The 16748-nt window shown below is 61.2% G+C and carries 14 protein-coding genes; 2 read left to right on the top strand and 12 right to left on the bottom strand.

What is annotated here, in order from left to right; translation table 11 throughout:
- Nucleotides 1-4: 4 nt before the first annotated feature.
- The 6 genes from glgA to HU739_RS04860 form a co-directional block, all read right to left on the bottom strand.
- Nucleotides 5-1591, bottom strand: a complete 1587-nt coding sequence (gene glgA, locus HU739_RS04885) for a glycogen synthase GlgA (RefSeq protein ID WP_186552167.1) — start codon at nt 1589-1591, stop codon at nt 5-7.
- 588 nt (nt 1592-2179) lie between these two features.
- The gene (locus HU739_RS04880) at nt 2180-3133 is read right to left on the bottom strand and encodes a D-2-hydroxyacid dehydrogenase family protein (protein WP_186552548.1); all 954 of its coding nucleotides are present in this window, start codon (nt 3131-3133) and stop codon (nt 2180-2182) included.
- A gap of 13 nt (nt 3134-3146) precedes the next feature.
- Nucleotides 3147-4193, bottom strand: a complete 1047-nt coding sequence (locus tag HU739_RS04875) for an alpha/beta fold hydrolase (protein ID WP_186552547.1) — start codon at nt 4191-4193, stop codon at nt 3147-3149.
- 81 nt (nt 4194-4274) lie between these two features.
- The gene (locus tag HU739_RS04870; RefSeq protein ID WP_186552546.1) at nt 4275-4709 is read right to left on the bottom strand and encodes a YqaA family protein; all 435 of its coding nucleotides are present in this window, start codon (nt 4707-4709) and stop codon (nt 4275-4277) included.
- Nucleotides 4709-5155, bottom strand: coding sequence for a DUF411 domain-containing protein (locus HU739_RS04865; protein ID WP_186552545.1), 447 nt, complete (start codon nt 5153-5155; stop codon nt 4709-4711). The genes HU739_RS04870 and HU739_RS04865 overlap by 1 nt, the downstream gene beginning before the upstream one ends.
- A 321-nt stretch (nt 5156-5476) precedes the next feature.
- Entirely contained in the window at nt 5477-7468 is a 1992-nt protein-coding gene (locus HU739_RS04860) for a methyl-accepting chemotaxis protein (protein WP_186552544.1), read from the bottom strand.
- A 381-nt stretch (nt 7469-7849) separates the two neighbouring features.
- Between HU739_RS04860 and HU739_RS04855 the strand changes: the two genes are divergently transcribed.
- Nucleotides 7850-8377 carry a hypothetical protein gene (locus HU739_RS04855; RefSeq protein ID WP_186552543.1) on the top strand — a complete coding sequence of 176 codons (528 nt, stop codon included), beginning with the start codon at nt 7850-7852 and terminating at the stop codon, nt 8375-8377.
- A gap of 46 nt (nt 8378-8423) precedes the next feature.
- Here HU739_RS04855 and HU739_RS04850 read toward each other — a convergent pair whose 3' ends face one another.
- From HU739_RS04850 to HU739_RS04830, 5 genes are read right to left on the bottom strand one after another with little or no spacing between them, the layout of a single operon-like run.
- The gene (locus HU739_RS04850) at nt 8424-9350 is read right to left on the bottom strand and encodes a GNAT family N-acetyltransferase (RefSeq protein ID WP_186552542.1); all 927 of its coding nucleotides are present in this window, start codon (nt 9348-9350) and stop codon (nt 8424-8426) included.
- Complete coding sequence (locus tag HU739_RS04845; RefSeq protein WP_186552541.1) at nt 9338-10639, bottom strand: phenylacetate--CoA ligase family protein; 1302 nt, start codon at nt 10637-10639, stop codon at nt 9338-9340. The genes HU739_RS04850 and HU739_RS04845 overlap by 13 nt, the downstream gene beginning before the upstream one ends.
- A 43-nt stretch (nt 10640-10682) precedes the next feature.
- Nucleotides 10683-13079, bottom strand: a complete 2397-nt coding sequence (locus HU739_RS04840) for an acyl-CoA reductase (RefSeq protein ID WP_186552540.1) — start codon at nt 13077-13079, stop codon at nt 10683-10685.
- A 1-nt stretch (nt 13080) separates the two neighbouring features.
- On the bottom strand, nt 13081-14211 hold the full coding sequence (locus HU739_RS04835; RefSeq protein WP_186552539.1) for a LuxE/PaaK family acyltransferase: 1131 nt from the start codon (nt 14209-14211) through the stop codon (nt 13081-13083).
- A 12-nt stretch (nt 14212-14223) separates the two neighbouring features.
- Nucleotides 14224-15471: an MFS transporter gene (locus HU739_RS04830; protein ID WP_186552538.1), complete on the bottom strand. Its 1248-nt coding sequence runs from the start codon at nt 15469-15471 to the stop codon at nt 14224-14226.
- 360 nt (nt 15472-15831) lie between these two features.
- On the opposite strand from HU739_RS04830, the gene HU739_RS04825 reads away from it, so the two are divergent.
- Nucleotides 15832-16020, top strand: a complete 189-nt coding sequence (locus HU739_RS04825; protein WP_186552537.1) for a hypothetical protein — start codon at nt 15832-15834, stop codon at nt 16018-16020.
- Nucleotides 16021-16038: 18 nt separating this feature from the next.
- Here HU739_RS04825 and HU739_RS04820 read toward each other — a convergent pair whose 3' ends face one another.
- Nucleotides 16039-16416 carry a fe2+ zn2+ uptake regulation protein gene (locus tag HU739_RS04820; protein WP_186552536.1) on the bottom strand — a complete coding sequence of 126 codons (378 nt, stop codon included), beginning with the start codon at nt 16414-16416 and terminating at the stop codon, nt 16039-16041.
- Nucleotides 16417-16748: the final 332 nt, after the last annotated feature.

Genomic DNA, 16748 nt, shown 5'->3' with positions numbered 1-16748 from the left:
CGTGTTATTTGTGGCTGGCTTTACCCAGTGCCTTGGCCACCAATTGTTCGTAGAGTTCGGCGTAGGGTTCGACTGCTTTGCACCAGTTGAACGGCGCGGCCATGGCCCGGCAACGCATGGCGTTGAGCAGGTCGGGGTAAGCGAAGACCTTGAACGCACGACTCAGGGCTTCTCGGTAGCTTTCGACCGTGGACTCATCAAAGAGGAAACCGGTGACGCCGTTTTCGATGGTGTCGGCCAGGCCCCCGGTGTTGCGTGCCACCGGCAGCGAGCCGAAGCGCTGGGCGTACATCTGGCTCAGGCCGCACGGTTCATAGCGCGATGGCATCAGCAGGAAATCGCTGCCGGCAAACATCCGCCGCGCGTCGGTTTCGTTGAAGCCGATGCGCACGCCGATCTTGCCGGGGAAGCGCAGCGCCAGTTCGCGCATGGCTTGTTCTTCTTCCGGTTCGCCACGACCGATGATCGCGATCTGCCCGCCGTTCTGCACGATGTACTCGGAAACCGCCTGGGTCAGGTCCAGCCCTTTCTGGTAGACCAGTCGCGAGACCACGGCGAACAACGGACCGTTACTGTCGTCAAGGCCGAACAGTTCGCGCACATGGGCGGCATTGATTGCCTTGCCTTCCCACTCGCCGATGGCGAACGGCGCGAACAGATGCGGGTCGGTTGCCGCGTCCCAGCTCTCATCGATGCCGTTGGGAATTCCGCTGAGCAAGCCTTGCTGGGTCTTGGCGGCCAGAAAGCCGTCGAGGCCGCAGCCAAAATCCGGCGTGGTGATTTCCTGCGCGTAGGTGGCACTGACCGTGGTGATGTGGCTCGAATACGCCATGCCGGCCTTGAGGAACGACATCTTGCCGTAGAACTCCATGCCTTCCTGTTGCAGGGCATGGGCCGGAATGCCCAGCTCAGGGCAAGAGCCAAGGCTGGTCACGCCTTGATAGGCGAGGTTGTGAATGGTGAACAGCGTCGGCGTGCGCTGCCCACGCCAGTGCATATAGGCAGGGGCGAGGCCCGCTGGCCAGTCATGGGCGTGCACCAGATCCGGGCACCAGTGGATCTGTGCGAGGTTGGCGGCGATGTCGGCAGCGGCCAGACCCAGGCGGGCAAAGCGGATATGGTTGTCGGGCCAGTCGCGACCGTTGTTGGCGCCGTAAGGGCCGCCCTCGCGTTCGTAGAGTTCAGGGCAGATCAACACGTAGATCACCAGGCCGTCGGGCATGTCCATGCGCCCGATCTTGCAAGGTGGCAATGCGGCATGGCCACCGAGCTCGCCGATGATGTGGATCGGGTTTTCGCTGTGCATCACTTGCGGATAACCGGGGATCAACACTCGTACGTCGTGCAGATGGGCCATGGCCCGGGGCAGGGCGGCGGAAACGTCACCCAGGCCGCCGGTCTTGACCAGGTCGGCGATTTCCGAGGTGACAAACAATACCTTTTTCTTGTTGGGGTTCTGGCTCGCTACCGGAGCCAGTGTTCGGGTGCCGGGAACGTTGATCTGTCGGCTGCCGGGAACACTGACGGTGCCCTGTTCGCCAAGCGACTGGTGAGCACGCTCTCCCTGAATTTCCAATGCCGCACTGATCATATGTATCTCCCGTTGTGTTGATCTGATTCTTGTCTCTAACAAGCGATGTCCATGGCCAAATCCTGTGGCCGGGCGCAAACGCGCCGCGCATCGGTGAGCAAACGCTACCCAACACGCGCATGCAGAATGGGTGGTGAGGCCGTTGCAAGGATTACACCAGTCGCTTTCGCCCAGTTGTTCTGATGACCTGTGGCGTGAAGCAAAAGTTTCGACTTTTTTTCCGCGGTGTGACTGAGTGGTTTCGCCCGCAAAAAAGCAGTCTAGGCCAGATCCTAGAGCGGGTCGGCGCAAATGGCTAAATTGTTCGACAATCGGTTGGATCGGAGGGCGTGACCGGTATTTGGTCGGGAAATGCTCCGACGAAGGGCAGGTTTTTCTGATGGAGTGAGCCAAAACGGTGACTGGGCGGTCATGGTTTTGTGCTAGCGGGCGGGGTGACTGCACAGGTTTGGTGCGCAGGTTTTGAGGTTGTGGTGGGTGGGAGGGCGCTATCGCGAGCAGGCTCACTCCTACAGGAGAACGCATTTCAAATGTAGGAGTGAGCCTGCTCGCGATGGCGTCGGTTGAGTCAACAGGCTGGAGTATGGATCAATTCAACAGGCGCACCGGCTCTCCACCCGCCCAGGCCTGAATATCCTCGATCATCTGCCGGAAGAACTGCTCATAGTTCTGCCGACTCACATACCCCACATGCGGCGTCGCCAAGACATTGTCCAGCGTGCGAAAGGGGTGCAGCGCCGGCAGTGGCTCGTGTTCGAAGACATCCAGCGCTGCCCCGGCGATCTGCTGTTTCTGCAAGGCTTTGATCAGCGCCGCCTCGTCGACGATCGGCCCGCGAGCGGTGTTGACCAGAAGGGCGGTCGGCTTCATCCAGGCCAGCGCCTGCGAGTCGACCAGGCCGCGACTGCGCTCGCTGAGCACCAGGTGCACCGAGAGCACATCGGCCTGTTCGAACAGTTGCTGCTTGCTGACGTACGTCACGCCAGTCTGTTCGGCCCGTTCAGCGCTGAGGTTTTCGCTCCAGGCGATCACCCGCATGCCGAACACCTGGCCGAACTGCGCCACACGCTGGCCGATGCTGCCCAGACCGAGAATCCCCAGCGTCTTGCCGTGCAGATCGCCACCCAGCCCTTGCTGCCAGCCGCCGGCGCGCAGGGCGTTGGCTTCGTTGAGCAGGTTACGCGTGGCCGCCATGATCAGCGCCCAGGTCAGTTCCGGCGCGGCGTGTTTGTAGCTGTCGGTGCCACAAACCTTGATGCCCAGGGCCGCCGCGGCCGGCATGTCCAGCGCCGCGTTGCGCATGCCGCCGGTGACCAGCAGCTTGAGGCGAGGCAGGCGCTTGAGCAGGTCCGCATCGAAACGCGTGCGCTCGCGCATCACGCAGATCACCTCATAGCGGTGCAGACGCGCGGCGATCGTGGCGTTGTCAGCCGGATAATCATGCTCGAACGTCACTTCACCCAGGCTGTCGAGCACGGACCAGTCGACGACGTCGCGGGCCACGTCTTGCCAGTCATCGATTACCGCAATCTGCACCGTCATCGGCGTTACCTCATCAAGGAACGGAAGGGGTCTTGTCCAGCCAGCTCAGCAGCGCCTGATGGAATTTTGCCGGCTCTTCCATTTGCGGCGCATGGCCCATGCCCGGGAATTCCACCAGCGTCGACTGCGGGATCAGCTTGGCGACTTGCTTGCCCAGCACCTCATAGTGGCCGATCTTGGCTTTCACTTCAGGTGGGGCAAGGTCCTTGCCGATCGCGGTGGTATCGGAGGTGCCGATCAACAGCAGCGTCGGCATCTTCAGGTCCTTGAACTCGTAATACACCGGTTGGGTGAAGATCATGTCGTAGATCAGCGCCGAGTTCCAGGCGACCTGGGTCTTGCCCGGACCTTTGCTCAAGCCCGCGAGCATGTCGACCCAGCGGTCGAATTCCGGCTTCCAGCGGCCATCGTAATAGGTCGTGCGTTCGTACTCGCGGATGCCTTGGGCGGTGACTTTGAGTTCACGCTGATACCACTGATCCACAGTGCGATAGGGCACACCGAGGGCTTTCCAGTCTTCCAGGCCAATCGGGTTGACCATCGCCAGTTGATCGACCTGTTCAGGGAACAACAGTGCATAGCGGGTGGCGAGCATGCCGCCGGTGGAGTGGCCGAGCAGCGTGGCTTTCTGGATGCCCAGCGCCTTGAGCAACTGCTGGGTGTTGGTCGCCAGTTGCTGGAAGCTGTACTGATAGTGCTCGGGTTTGCTTGAGGTGCAGAAACCGATCTGGTCCGGGGCGATGACCCGGTAGCCGGCTTCGCTCAACGCTTTGATCGAACTGTCCCAGGTCGCCGCGCAAAAATTCTTGCCGTGCATCAGCACCACGGTACGCCCGTTCGCCTTGCCGTGGGCGGCAACGTCCATATAGCCCATCTGCAGGGACTGGCCCTGGGATTCGAAGGCGAAGTGTTTAAGCGTGTAGGGATATTGAAAGCCTTGCAGTTCCGGGCCGTAGGCGGGACCTTCGGCGGGTGCAGTGTCGGTGGCGGCCTGAGCCAGCACGGGCAGGGCGGCGGTGAGGAACAGACCGGGCAGCCAGCGGGACAGCGTGACGGACATAAGGGCAAACTCCTTGGAAATTGACCGATGCTGGAATGGCGCGATTACGCCGACGTTAAGGCAACCTCATCGCGCGATCGTTCAACCCAGCCAGCCCAGCGTGAGCAGGGCCAGCACGCCATAACGTGCGCCTTTGGCCAGGGTGACGATCAGCAGAAAACGCCCGAGCGGCTCGCGCATCACCCCGGCAATCAGCGTCAACGGGTCACCGATCACCGGCAGCCAACTGAGCAGCAACGACCAGTGCCCGTAGCGCTCATAGTGTTTGCGCGCCTTGTCCATGTGCCGCGCACTGACCGGGAACCAGCGGCGCTCCTGAAAACGCTCGAGGCCACGGCCCAGCCACCAGTTGACCAGCGAACCGAGTACGTTGCCCAGTGTCGCCACCGCCAGCAAGCCCCAGAGCCAGTAACGTTCGCTGACGATCAACCCGACCAGCAGCGCCTCGGATTGCAACGGCAGCAACGTCGCCGCGCCGAATGCAGCGAAAAACAGCCCGGCGTAAGCGGCGCTCATCAATGGGCCGGGTAATCCGCCACCACGATATCCGCGCCGTCCTTCTTCAGGCCGATCACTTGATACGCATCGCTCATGCCGTCCATTTCCATGCCCGGCGAGCCCATCGGCATGCCCGGTGCGGCGACGCCCAGCAGGTCATCGCGCTTGCTCAGGGCCAGTACCTGCTCGGCCGGCACATGCCCTTCGACGAATTTACCGTTGATGATCGCGGTGTGGCAGGACGCCAATCGCGGCGGTACGCCGTGCTGTTGTTTGAAGCTGCTCATGTCGCTTTCGACGTGATCGTCGACTTTGAAGCCGTTGGCTTCGAGGTGGCTGATCCATTTTTTGCAGCAGCCGCAATTGGCATCGCGGTGCACTTCGATCGGGATCAGCTCGGCGGCCTGGGCCAGGGAGCTGATGAATAGGGTGCTCAGTGCGAGCAGGCGCAGATGGGATCGCATGGCGGATTCTCGGCTCGGGTGACGGTCAAAAAGAACGCATTTTGACGGGTTTTCCCCGGCGGGCATCAACTGAGTGTTTCCAGTTGCTACAAGGCGGGCTGACAGGATGATACTGGATCAAGGCTGACAGCCGGATGAGTGGGAGATGACAAAGCTGTCAGCGATCTATCGTCACTGTGACTGACCGCCGTAGGAAATGTGGTTTGCACAATTCATTGTAGGAGTGAGCCTGCTCGCGATTGCGGTATTCCAGTCGCCGATTGTTGTGACTGACACACCGCAATCGCGAGCAGGCTCACTCCTACATTATTTGCAGTTGGCTCAATTAACCTTGAAGCGCCCCATGATTGCGCTCACCCGGCTGTTTGCCTCGAGCAATTGCCGGGTATTGAGTTCGCTGGCCTGGCCGCTTTGCACCAGTTCATCGACCATGTGGCGGATCTGCACCATGCTGCGGTTGATTTCTTCGGTGACGGCGCTCTGCTGTTCGGCCGCGGTGGCGATCTGCGTGCTTAAGCTGTTGATGTGGCTGACCGAACCGGCCATTTCGTCCAGCCCCGAGTTGACCCGTGCCGTGGCGTCGGCGGCGGACTGACAACTGGCCTGGGTGTTCTCCATGGCGCTGACCGAGGAACTCACGCCTTGGGTCAGGCGCGTCAACATTTCATTGATCTCCGAGGTGCTGGCCTGAGTGCGGGCGGCGAGGGCGCGCACTTCATCGGCGACCACCGCAAAGCCACGACCTTGCTCTCCGGCGCGGGCGGCTTCGATGGCAGCGTTGAGCGCCAACAGGTTGGTTTGCCCGGCAATCGCGCCGATCACCCCGAGAATCTCGGTGATGCGCTGGGCGTCCTGCTGCATGTTTTCGACTTTGTGCGTGGCGCTGGCCACTTCGTCGATCAGCGCAACCACACTGCTGGTCGCTTGCCCCACGACCACCCTGGAGCGATCGGCGTTCTCGTTGGCGCGCTGGGTGAACGCGGCGGTTTCGGCGGCGTTCTGCGCGACGCTTTCGGCGGTCGAGCTCATTTCGGTGATGGCGGTGACGGTCTGGTCGGTTTCCTCGGCGTGGCGCAGCAGGATCTGGCTGGTGTGCGCCGAAGTGCGTTGCAGATTGTCCAGACTCGAGGCCATGGCGCCGGTGGCCTGAGTCACTTCTCCGATCATGTTTTGCAGGTAGGCAATGAACGTGTTCACCGAATGGCCGATGGCCCCGAGTTCGTCTTCGGCGCGAATGGTGATGCGTCGGGTCAGATCGGCATCGCCACTGGACAGCAAATCGATGTTGGCTTTCAGGGCTTTCATGCGTTGCACCAACTGGCGGATCGCGTAGACCTGCAACAGCACCAGCAGGATCACCAGCGGAATCTGGATCAGGCTCAGGCTGCTGAGTACGTCATCGCGCTGGGCCGTGAGCATTTTCGTCGGCAGGGCAGTGGCGAGGAACCATGGCGTGCCCTCTATCGGGCGCATGAAGAAGGTGCTGGCTTCGCCGTTGTTGTCGAATTCGATGCGTTGCGCCTGATCGCGGTTCAACAGCCCGGCTTTGACCTGGCTGGCAAAGGTCGAAGACGCGGCCAGTTCGCTGATGTTTTTCAGTACGATCGGACCGCTGATGCGCGAACTGTTGCTGATGATCTTGCCGTCCGCTTCGACAATCAGCATCTGGGCGTTGAGGTCCTTTTCCTTGCGCGCCACCAGATCGTTGAAGAAACCAAGGGTGACGTCGATGGTCGACACGCCCCAGGCATTGCCGTTCTTGTAAATCGCCATGGCGCAATTGGTGCGCGGCTCGGCACTGGCGTCGTCCTTATAGGCCGCCGCCCAGGCGCATTGGCCGCGCGGCGTGGCCATGCCGCCCTTGTGCCAGGTCTGGTCGTAGTAGTTCGGCGCGGCGTCGCTGTTCCAGAAGGTATTGACCTTGAGGTTGCCGGACGCGTCACGGTGCCAGAACGTGCTGAATTTGTTGCGCCCGGCCTCACGCTGCCCCGGCAGAGGCCAGATCCCGCCGCCGAATACCTTCAGTTCGCCGTATTGATCGACCAGCCCCGGAAGCACCGTGTCGATCGCCGCGCTGTCGAGCAGCGGGATGGTCTGGGTGATGCTGCGCTGTTGCGCCTGCACTTTGTTCAGTTCGCCCTGAATCTGCTCGGCGACCTCGGCAATCCGGTTGAGCACCACTTGCTCTTCGGTTTCGCGCAGCTTGGGCGCGACCAAGTGGCTGATGCCGACCACTGTAAGCACCGACAGCAGCAAGATGAACAGAACCAGAAACAACGTGTAGCGGGCCTGAATGGTGCGGAATGCGGGCATGGAAACCGGTCCTTGAGCAGCGCTTCTAGTGAGGTGGCGAGGGGCGAACAGTGCGGGTATCACCAGCGTATCGTCGGTGTTGCGCGAACCTTGAGGTACGCACGTGCTGAAAAAATCCCGGCACCGATGAGGAAGCCGTATCAAAACCGATACACCCACGCGGATCAGTCCATCTGCCAGCCGGGAAAAGTCAGTTGTGTTGCGGGTTGATGACAGCTCTGCGACAGGGTTTGCGGGGAGTTGCGTGTTTGTATCGGGAATGTACGAGAATTGTAAAAAAGTGCAGAAACAGGTTGGTGCCATCAGTCTGCCGACCGATACTCGCGCCCATTCATCCGCTTCGACGCGGATATTTTTACGTCATTCACAGGGAGTCTTCTCATGACGATCGGTATTGTCGGCGGCTGGGAAAGCAAAGCAGGGGTTATGGTGCGCAACACCGGCGCCAAGAAAGAAGTGGCCCAGAGCGTCAAGGTGCAGCAGATGCTGACCATGGTCGGCAACGACCCCAACGCATTGAACACCGCCGAAATGGACAAGCAGGGTTTGCGCAAGCAGATCAAGGGCTTCGATCCAGCCAATGTGTCGGTCAAGCAGCTGGGCAATTTGAGTGCGTTCCTGCGTGGGCGGGGACTGATCTCTGAAATCACTTCCTTCACCCTGATGAATGCCGGCGACAAGTTCGACCGTTTCGGCGTGACCAAGGATGTCGATGCCAAATTCAACGCACTGGAGTATTTCGCGACCCAGCTCGATGCCATCCAGACCAATGGCCTCAATGGCAACGCCTACGGCAAGAATCTGATTCCCGAGTTCAAGAAAGCCATTTATGTGCTGCAGAACCTGAAAACCTATGGGGAAGGCAACGCCGCGAAGCCGGCCGACGAAGGTGTCAGAGCCAAGGCCTGAACCGCACCGTTGCAGCCCGTTCAGCGCGTGAACGGGCGATGGTGACTCACGAATGCGCAACCGCCTCGTCGGCGGGCTGTTGGGCCTGATCATGCAAACGCTGGATATGCGGGCAATGCAACTGCAACGTGCGCGCGCAATAGCCCCGGTGAAACAGCGCCAGCCAGCCATCACAGCGATCGTTCGGGGCAATCCCGGTGAAGCTGAAGCCTATTTTCGACAGATTTTCCACGGCACTGGCAAACCCCGTCGCCAGCCTGAGCCTGATGGAAATCATCCAGTGCCGCGGCAGCCTTCGCAGTTGCTTGAGTAACCTGCTGTCGAGCTTTTCCAGGGTCACGTCATAGCGCATGAAACGTTGCTCGACATGAATCGGCGCACCCACCCAGGGGACTTCTTTCTCCTGCGTTCCGTATACCTCACTCAAGTGTTCCATGAACTCGCGACAGCGTTCCGGCCACAGCAGTGCCGGAAGTGGCCTGCGGTAACCGTCGATAGGCATGAAACCGATAACGATGGACTCAGGCAAAGGTTCGCCAAACGGCGAGGGCACATAGTCGAGCAGCAACCCGGTGCTGCAAAAACCCAGCCGCTCAGCCATGCGTTGCGTGTAGTCATGCTGCGTCACTTGCTTGATGGTCACGCCCCGGCAGCGCAGCGCTTGCGCATGTATCAACAGCCGTGTGCCCAACTGGGTGGCAATGTTCTGTCCGCGTGTCGCCGGGTGGACCACGCTCAAGGCCAGTTCCGCCGTTTGCGATTCGACACTTCGGCAGAGCGTGGCGTGACCCAGAATCTTTTTGCCGATTTGCGCGACCAGCGAATGCCAGGTCCCGTCACCATGGTTCTGGTTGATCATCAACGGCAAGTACACGTGGGGCTGTACGTAGTGTTCGCCATAAATTTCCCGGAACAGGCGGCTGACGGCTCCCGCGTCGGCACTGCGATAGCTGCGTAGCGTCAGGTTGTCCATGGACGTTGCTCCTGACCAGAGGCTGGGTATACGCGCAGGTCGACGACGCGCTGGCGCTTGCCGGAGCGTGGATGACGCGCGAGTTCTGCGCTTGGGCAAGCGATGACCTGCAATTGCAGCAGCCGCTCGGCACACAGTTGTGCCGCCTGCGGGTTCTGCGCGTGCCAGGCTTCCAGCAAGGCTGCATTGGCTTGCACGGTCGTTGGTGCCTGGGGGTCGGACGCCCACTTCAGGCTGACGACATCGACATTCGCCGATTGGCTGATGACCAGTTGCCAGTCGTCACTGCCGGTGTGGCGCTGCACAATCCTGGCGATGTCCTCGATCACCAAGGTCAGGCTGCTGACCCGTACGCGCTGACTGCTCGCGCTGCGACCCATCAAGGCAAACTTGCGCATCGGCGCGGTGGCCGGTTCTCGCCAGCAAGCCAGGTCGCCGACCGGGTAGCGGATCAACGGCATCAAGCGACGGGTGAGGTTGGTCAGCACCAGCCGCCCGCTGCGGTCGCAGGCTTCGATGACTTCGCCGGTGTGCTCATCGATGATTTCCAGCACGCTGTGGCCGGGTAGCATGCGGTGTTCGCCCAAGGCGCAATCCGCGGACGAGGCGCCGATGAACCCGGCGTCGACACTGGCGTAGCCGATGGAGGCGATTCGTGCATTGGGAAACACACTGCGCAGCACCTGCAGTTGCCCGGCGAACAGGCTTTCCCCGCCGTAGAGCAGGGCGTCAACCTCGGTCAGGGTCTGGCCTTGGCGCTGTAACACGTCGGCGAACCCGAGCAACTGCGCGGGCACGCCGGCCAGCACATTGATAGCGTGTTGCCGGATGGCTTCAACCAGCACCGCAGGCTCGACCGCGCCGGTAAAAGGGTATTCAGTGACACCTGCGGTTTCGTACGCCAGTGCATCGTGGATAAAGATGAAACTGGCATAGAGATCGCCGACGAAAAACAGGTTGGCGACTCGATCGCCCGGCTTGAGTTGGCCGGCAAGCTGGCCGCCGAAGTCGCGCACCAGTGTCTGCCACTCATCGCGGGTAAACACCGATAGCTTACCGGCGCTGGCGGTTCCACCGGTCTTGAACACCAGTGCGCGTTCTACGGTTGATGTCAGTACCGGCCAATCGGCGAAGTTCTCGCTATGTGCCCAATATTGTTCCGGGTCAACCAAAGGAAGTTCGTCGAGCGTGGTGACTTGCGGTGCAACATGTTGCCAATGGCGGGCGTAATACGGTGAATGTTCGCGAGCAAAGGCGAGCAACTTGTTAAGTTCAAGTGAAGTGTCCATAACATCTTTCTCTAATTATTCAGGCTGTGTGCGTTGGAGGCGTTTAACGGCGCGCGTCAATCACCGGGGGTACCTTTCCACTGTGTCTGTTTCTGCAGAATTGCTCTGGCGTGCAGACCTCGACTTGCACCGTGAGCAGCCCGGTGCGAACCAGATTGCTCAGCGTGATGTAGTGCTCCAGGCGGCCCTGAATGTCTGCCGGATCGCCGGGGCTGCGAATCAACAAGCGCTCCAGGCCCTCGGGCGCGTGGTCGAGGTACAGCTGGAACGGCGTCTGCAGGTGCCGCGCGAGTGTGTCCACACAGATGAAATCGCTGCCGATGCGCAGTAGCCGGCCGTGGCGCTGCAGCAGTTCAAAGCGTGGCGAGCTCAGCCCGCAGGCGCATTCGCCGGGGAGCCAGCGCCCCGTGTCGCCGACTTCATAACGCTGCACCTGCTGGGCCTCACGTGCTTTGGAGGTGAACAGTAAACGGCCGATTTCCTCGCCAACCACGGGCCGGTCATCGTCCATGGCGACGATTTCCAGATGTTGAATCGTCTCCATCAGGTGGAACACGCCGTCGCCGGTCGCGGCGCAGGCATGCCCGAAAGGCCCGGCATCGACACTGCCGTAAAGCGCCGAACGGATGCTGGCGACGCCGCAGTCCTGCAAGAGCGCGCGGCACTGATCGCTGAGGTGCTCGCCGCCGAGAAAGACCTTTTCAATGGCCCCGTATTCGCGCAGACGCTGCTGTTCGTTGAGGAACAAGCGATGCAGGGTGCTGGGCATGCCGATCAGCACCGTGACGCGCTGCTCGATGATCAGTTGCGCAATGTCGCTGTAGTCATCGTCGCCGGGCGCGCCCATTGGCAGGTGAGTGGCACCCAGCAGTTCCAGCACTTTGGCGAAACTGAAGAAGCCGCCGTACAGGCTGCCGCCGAAGAACAGGTTCATCACCTTGTCGCGTTGCGGGTCGAGCCCTGCCGCGAACAAGCCGTCGGCCGCCGCGCGCATCTGCCGCTGAAAATCACGGTAGCTGAAGCCCGCCAGTGCCGGCGTGCCACTGCTACCGCCCGAGCGGAAAAACAGCTGCGCCGTCGCTTCCGTCGGCCGTGCGATAAACGCGGCTTTGTCGGTGATGGGCAGACCAGCCAGCCTCGGCGCGTCGGGCCGCGGGTCGAGGCTCGTGTGCGTGGGCAACTGCGTCGGCGAGACACTGACCGACACCCGCCGGCTCAAGCGTTGCAAGGCGTAGACGCCGTCGTGGGGTTCGCCATCGTAGCCATCGTGGATCGTGCCGGTCGGCGTGATTCGGCTGACGCCCGCCGCAATCAGCCTGCGCGACAGTTCGGCGATCTGCGTTTCGGCGCACACCAGCGCGCAGCTCTGCAAAACGTTGCGCCACGGCAACAGGTTTTCGCTCAGTTGCGCACGTGGCAACGGTTTGAGCAGCAGCGTACGAAACAGCGGTGACGGTGCGAGCGGCGCTTCATGGCTCCAGATCACCCGCCAGCCCGGCGCGCTCCAGACCTGCGTGGTTACCCCGGTAAAGCTCTGGCGCAAGCCGGCCATCAGGGTCTGCATGGTGATCTCGCAGGCTTCCTGAACCGTCGGCACCAGCGCCGGCCATTGTCCGGCGCGGCGCTCGAATGCCTGCGCCAGCGCCGCGCCGATGGCTTGCAGCACCGCTGGTTCTGCGCTGTCGACCAACAGCCATTGCGGGCTGGAACAGGCCTGCTGATCCAGGCGACACACCTCATCGACCAGCGCATCCAGCGCTTGTGGCGAGGCCGCGTCCGGGGTCAGGTAGGCAAAACTGATGCGGTGTCCCCAGTCGATCCAGCGGCAACCGGGCGGCAATTGCTGGCGGATGGCTTGCAGCGCTGCTTCACCGCCCCACGCCGACACGCCGTTGGCGATTTTGCATACCTGGCCGATCTGCGCGGTGGCCACCGGTAGCACGGCAACGTAATGACGCAACTGGCCGCTGGCATCGCACTGCACCAGCGCGTGCAGCAGGCGCGCGGTCAGACCCTGGTCGCTGCGGCTGGGCCGGAGCCAATTGACGTTGCCGGCCAGCAGGCTCTCGATGATCGCGCAGCACGCCAGCAACGGCGCGTTTGCCGGTGCCACGTGAACCACCAGGCCCAAAGGGCTCCAGCGTTCGAACCGCGCTTGCCGATAATTGATACGGCGCAGGCAAGCCGGTTGTTCGCCCAGCTCGCGTTCAAGCTTGGTTTGCAAGGTGTGAGGCTGGCAGAAGGCAGTCAGTGCCTCACGCTGGTCGTCATCCAGTGGCAGGCTCAGCGTGTGCAGTCGCTCGGCAAAGATTGCCGCGGCGGTCAGCACGGTGGCGCTGTCCAGCGCTGTGCTCAGGTGCTGCGGCAGTGCTTGTTGCAGCGTCTGGAGTGTGGCGTCCAGGTCCAGATCCGCGTGCAATTGTCCATTGATCAAATACATGTCACTGCCTCCCCAGAAAATCGGCCGCCGCCATGGCGCAGCTTCTGCCCGCCGATGTGCCGGCGCGGCCGTGCAACTCGAACCAGTCAGTCGTCAGGCCGCAAGCGCAGTCTTTGCCGGCGTGCAGCGTTGCCAGATCGCTCATCACCACTGCGTGCGCGGGACTTGAGGAAATGTAGGGCGAGACGAACCCGAGCAAACCTTGCTGGCCGTACGGCTGCACAGAAAAGTCATTGGGATTGCGCACGTAGGCCTTGGCGTAAACCGGCACATGGAAACGATGGTGGGCGCATTCGATATAGGGCACCGCGTGCTCGACCGCACCGTAACCGTCTCGGCAGCGCGCCGTTTCGATACCCAATTGTTCGGCGACGCGTGCGTACAGCTGTTGTCGGGGAATCTCTTCGCTGGCGCGGGTTTTCCAGCCGCCGCCGAAAAACACCAGTGACGCGGCCGGCAGTCTCAGATCAGGCACACCGGTGGCGCGCATGTGTTCCAGGGTCTGCCAAAGAAACGCCGGAAAGCCGAAAATCCTTACCGGCAAGCCTTCCTCGGCGAATGCTTGCAGGGCCGCGATGACCCCGTAGACATCGAACTGATGGCTGTCGCCGGTGCAGCGCAGGGCGTAGACGACGCGGTTGGCCGGGGCAAAGCGGCAGAGAAATTGATCGGTGTAGGACGTGCCGAGAGTGATCGCGCCGCGCGGCTCGTAGCTCAGCAGCAGGTAATTGCAGGGCGTGTCGGGCGTCAGCCAACCATAGTGGTCAAAGATTCGCTCGACCATGAACTGCGCGCCCGCCAGGCTGCGCGGGTCATAGCGCATGCGGCTCTTCTGGCCGCTGGTGCCGGACGACGTCAGCTCCAGGGCGTCTTCGCCGGTCGGGCTGAGCAACAGCTGTTGTTTGAAAAAATTGGCCAGGATCGGTGGCAGGTGTGACCAGTCCTCAACACGGTCCAGGTCCTGAACGTCAAAACCGTTAGCGTTCAGCCAATGTTCGTAGCCAGGGGTGTGCCGGCAATGAAACCGGCTGATCTCGGCCATGGCCTGGTCGAACAGGCCCGTCGGTACGGAATTCAGGCAATAGGGGTGTGGCAACGCGCAGAGCGCATCGCTGGCAGGGAAGGCGTGCATTGGAATATTCCTTTATTGGTCAGACGCGGAGTCAGCGGGTGTGCCTGGCAGTAATCCGTACAACAAAGGCAGGCACATCAGGCCGCTGGCCGCAGCGCAGAGGGCGAAAAGTCCGAGGTGTGCGCCACCCCCGATGACGGCGATCAGCGAGCCGCCAAGACCCATCACGGCAATCGAGATCATCCCGGTCAACGCCGAGACCAGGCCTTTGCTGTCATCGCTGGAAAACAGCGCCAGTCGATACACGGCGGCATTGCTCATGCCCAGACCGACCGCATACAGCGCCAGACTGGCAACCACCGACACCGTGCTGGCGCCGAGCAGCGTGCAGCCGGCCAGTGCCAGCAGTCCGAGGCAAAATGGCCAGAGCGCCAGTTGAATCAACTGTGGCAGGGAGTGGGTGGGCAGCAGTCGGTCGAGGATCAGATTGCCGACGATCACCGCAGAAAACACCGGCAATTGCCACAGCCCATATTCCACAGGCGAGAGGCCCTGCAATCGAATGAGCAACAGCGGCGCCAGGCCGATCCAGGCAATCAGCGGCAGGCTCATCAGCCCCAGAGAGAGACTGGCGCAAAGAAACCGGCGGTTGCCCAGCAGTGCACGATAGCGCCTTGCGGTGAGGCGCCAGGAGAGGGCAGTCGGCATAGACCGCTGCCCATCGCGGCGAATGACGCCGACAGTCTCGGGCATATACAGGTAAAGCCCCAGCCAGACGAGCGCCGTCATCAGGCCCAGCCCCAGAAACAGCTCGCGCCAGCTCAGCCATTGCAGCAGCACGACGCCGAGCAGCGGCCCGAGCAACGGCGACAGCAAGGCAACGTTGCCAAGCAGGGCCATCAGGCGAACCGCATCGGCTTCGCAGAACACCTCTTGCAGCGCCGGATAGCTGACCGTCACGACAAAGCCCAGGCCCATGCCTTGCAGCAGGCGCAGCAGATTGAACAGTTCAATGCTGTTGACGAAGAATGCCGCCGCACAGGCTGCACCAAACAACGCGCACCCGATCAGCAGCAGCCGTCGTCGCCCCCAGCGATCCGACAATGGCCCCAACAACCATTGCAGGCAGACGCCCCCCAGCAGGTAGAGATTGAATGCGTGGGGAACATGACGCGCATCGGCGTGCAGTTCGGCAGTGACACTAAGCATTGCCGGCATCAGCAAGTCGCTGGCCATGTAAGTCAATAGTTCAAACGCAGTAAGGGCCAGACAAAAAACAGCTATTTGCCGAGGTCCGATGTTTATAAGAGTTCTGTGCATTACACGTCCTTGTCAGTTAACCGCAATTGGCGAGAGCCTAGAGCCAGACGTGTGCGACACCTAGTTGTTTGCTGCGACATTAGATTTCAAATGCTTGCAGTTTGTTTAAGCGAAGGCCTGATTAAACAAACTTGGCGAGTGTATTTCGCAGGCAAAAAAATACCCGCGACAGCGCGGGCATTGGGTGGGTATATCGATTGGGTGTATTGCGCAAATCCGTATGTGAGTGCCGTCATGAAGCCAAAACGCCTCATCGGCTGTAACATGAGGTCCCGTTTGCAGCGCCGCACCCGCAGAGCGATATGCGCCCGCACGCAAGCGGATACGAACCGGATTCAGCCCATGTTCCAGGAAACCGCAATGACCCAGAAGCAACGCTTGATTTATTCGATTCTGATCGCCGTGTCCGTACTGGCGATCATGCTCGGCCTGTCCTGGCTGCAGAACGCCGGGATGATCAGTGAGAAGACCTTTCAGTACATCGCCATCGGCGTGGCGGTGGTCGTGGTGGTGATCAACGGGGTAATGCGCCGCAAGGTCAAGCCCTGACCGCGATTACCGCGCGTCTCACTCGTTATTGAGTACGGCCGCAGCCTGTGGATGCAGGCTGTAGCTTTTGTCGGCATTGAAGACGATGACGCCTTCGGCGCACAGGCGCTTGAGCACTTCGCGCACGCTGAGAAAGGACAGTGGAACGTCCAGGTCGAGCAACTGACTGTGCACGCCGCGTACGCCCAGGCGGCGATTGCTGTGGGCGGCGACCAGCAGTGCGTCGATGACTTTCAGGCGGATCAGGCTGGTGCGCAGGCCGAAGCTCTTGAGCAACAGGCGGATGCGGTCGTTGGCGTGACGTTCGCCGCGCTGTCCGAAATCGCTCGCGTGTGGGCTCATGGAGACTCCTTGTGGCGCCTGGCTACCGTCCGTTGGTAGTTGCGAGTTGTACATGCGGTGACTCCTTTTCAGCGTCTGATCGGGAAGGGTTTTTTTGCGCTCTGTAGAACTAGACGTATCAGCGGCGCGAATCATGAAAGAAAAGATGTAGAAATTTTGTGTAGGGGGGGTGGTTTTTTTGTGGGGGACCTTGGCGGCCTTTGGGCCGACCAGGTTTTGGGTGGTTTGGGGGCATATCCGTTGCTGCGGTAACGGCTGCTTAGGGTTCCGCCCTTACGGCGGGTGACTTTGGGGGCCCAAAGTAACCAAAGGCCTTTTGCCCTGACGTGCGGCCCCTCGCCTAGGCTCGGGGTGCCTTCGCTGCGGGATCGATCCGGGCGCAGCGT

The organism is Pseudomonas hamedanensis (genome assembly GCF_014268595.2).
Lineage (GTDB): Bacteria > Pseudomonadota > Gammaproteobacteria > Pseudomonadales > Pseudomonadaceae > Aquipseudomonas > Aquipseudomonas hamedanensis.
The sequence above is the reverse complement of the archived record's forward strand: the minus strand, read 5'-3'. Positions and strand labels throughout refer to the sequence as shown.

Bases quoted from the DNA above. Each gene is read 5' to 3' on its own strand.
- HU739_RS04825 (WP_186552537.1), top strand. From the start codon at position 15,832: ATGACCCAGAAGCAACGCTTGATTTATTCGATTCTGATCGCCGTGTCC.
- HU739_RS04840 (WP_186552540.1), bottom strand. From the start codon at position 13,079: ATGTATTTGATCAATGGACAATTGCACGCGGATCTGGACCTGGACGCC.
- HU739_RS04820 (WP_186552536.1), bottom strand. From the start codon at position 16,416: ATGTACAACTCGCAACTACCAACGGACGGTAGCCAGGCGCCACAAGGA.
- HU739_RS04865 (WP_186552545.1), bottom strand. From the start codon at position 5,155: ATGCGATCCCATCTGCGCCTGCTCGCACTGAGCACCCTATTCATCAGC.
- HU739_RS04830 (WP_186552538.1), bottom strand. From the start codon at position 15,471: ATGCACAGAACTCTTATAAACATCGGACCTCGGCAAATAGCTGTTTTT.
- HU739_RS04850 (WP_186552542.1), bottom strand. From the start codon at position 9,350: ATGGACAACCTGACGCTACGCAGCTATCGCAGTGCCGACGCGGGAGCC.
- HU739_RS04870 (WP_186552546.1), bottom strand. From the start codon at position 4,709: ATGAGCGCCGCTTACGCCGGGCTGTTTTTCGCTGCATTCGGCGCGGCG.
- HU739_RS04835 (WP_186552539.1), bottom strand. From the start codon at position 14,211: ATGCACGCCTTCCCTGCCAGCGATGCGCTCTGCGCGTTGCCACACCCC.
- glgA (WP_186552167.1), bottom strand. From the start codon at position 1,591: ATGATCAGTGCGGCATTGGAAATTCAGGGAGAGCGTGCTCACCAGTCG.
- HU739_RS04855 (WP_186552543.1), top strand. From the start codon at position 7,850: ATGACGATCGGTATTGTCGGCGGCTGGGAAAGCAAAGCAGGGGTTATG.
- HU739_RS04875 (WP_186552547.1), bottom strand. From the start codon at position 4,193: ATGTCCGTCACGCTGTCCCGCTGGCTGCCCGGTCTGTTCCTCACCGCC.
- HU739_RS04845 (WP_186552541.1), bottom strand. From the start codon at position 10,639: ATGGACACTTCACTTGAACTTAACAAGTTGCTCGCCTTTGCTCGCGAA.
- HU739_RS04880 (WP_186552548.1), bottom strand. From the start codon at position 3,133: ATGACGGTGCAGATTGCGGTAATCGATGACTGGCAAGACGTGGCCCGC.
- HU739_RS04860 (WP_186552544.1), bottom strand. From the start codon at position 7,468: ATGCCCGCATTCCGCACCATTCAGGCCCGCTACACGTTGTTTCTGGTT.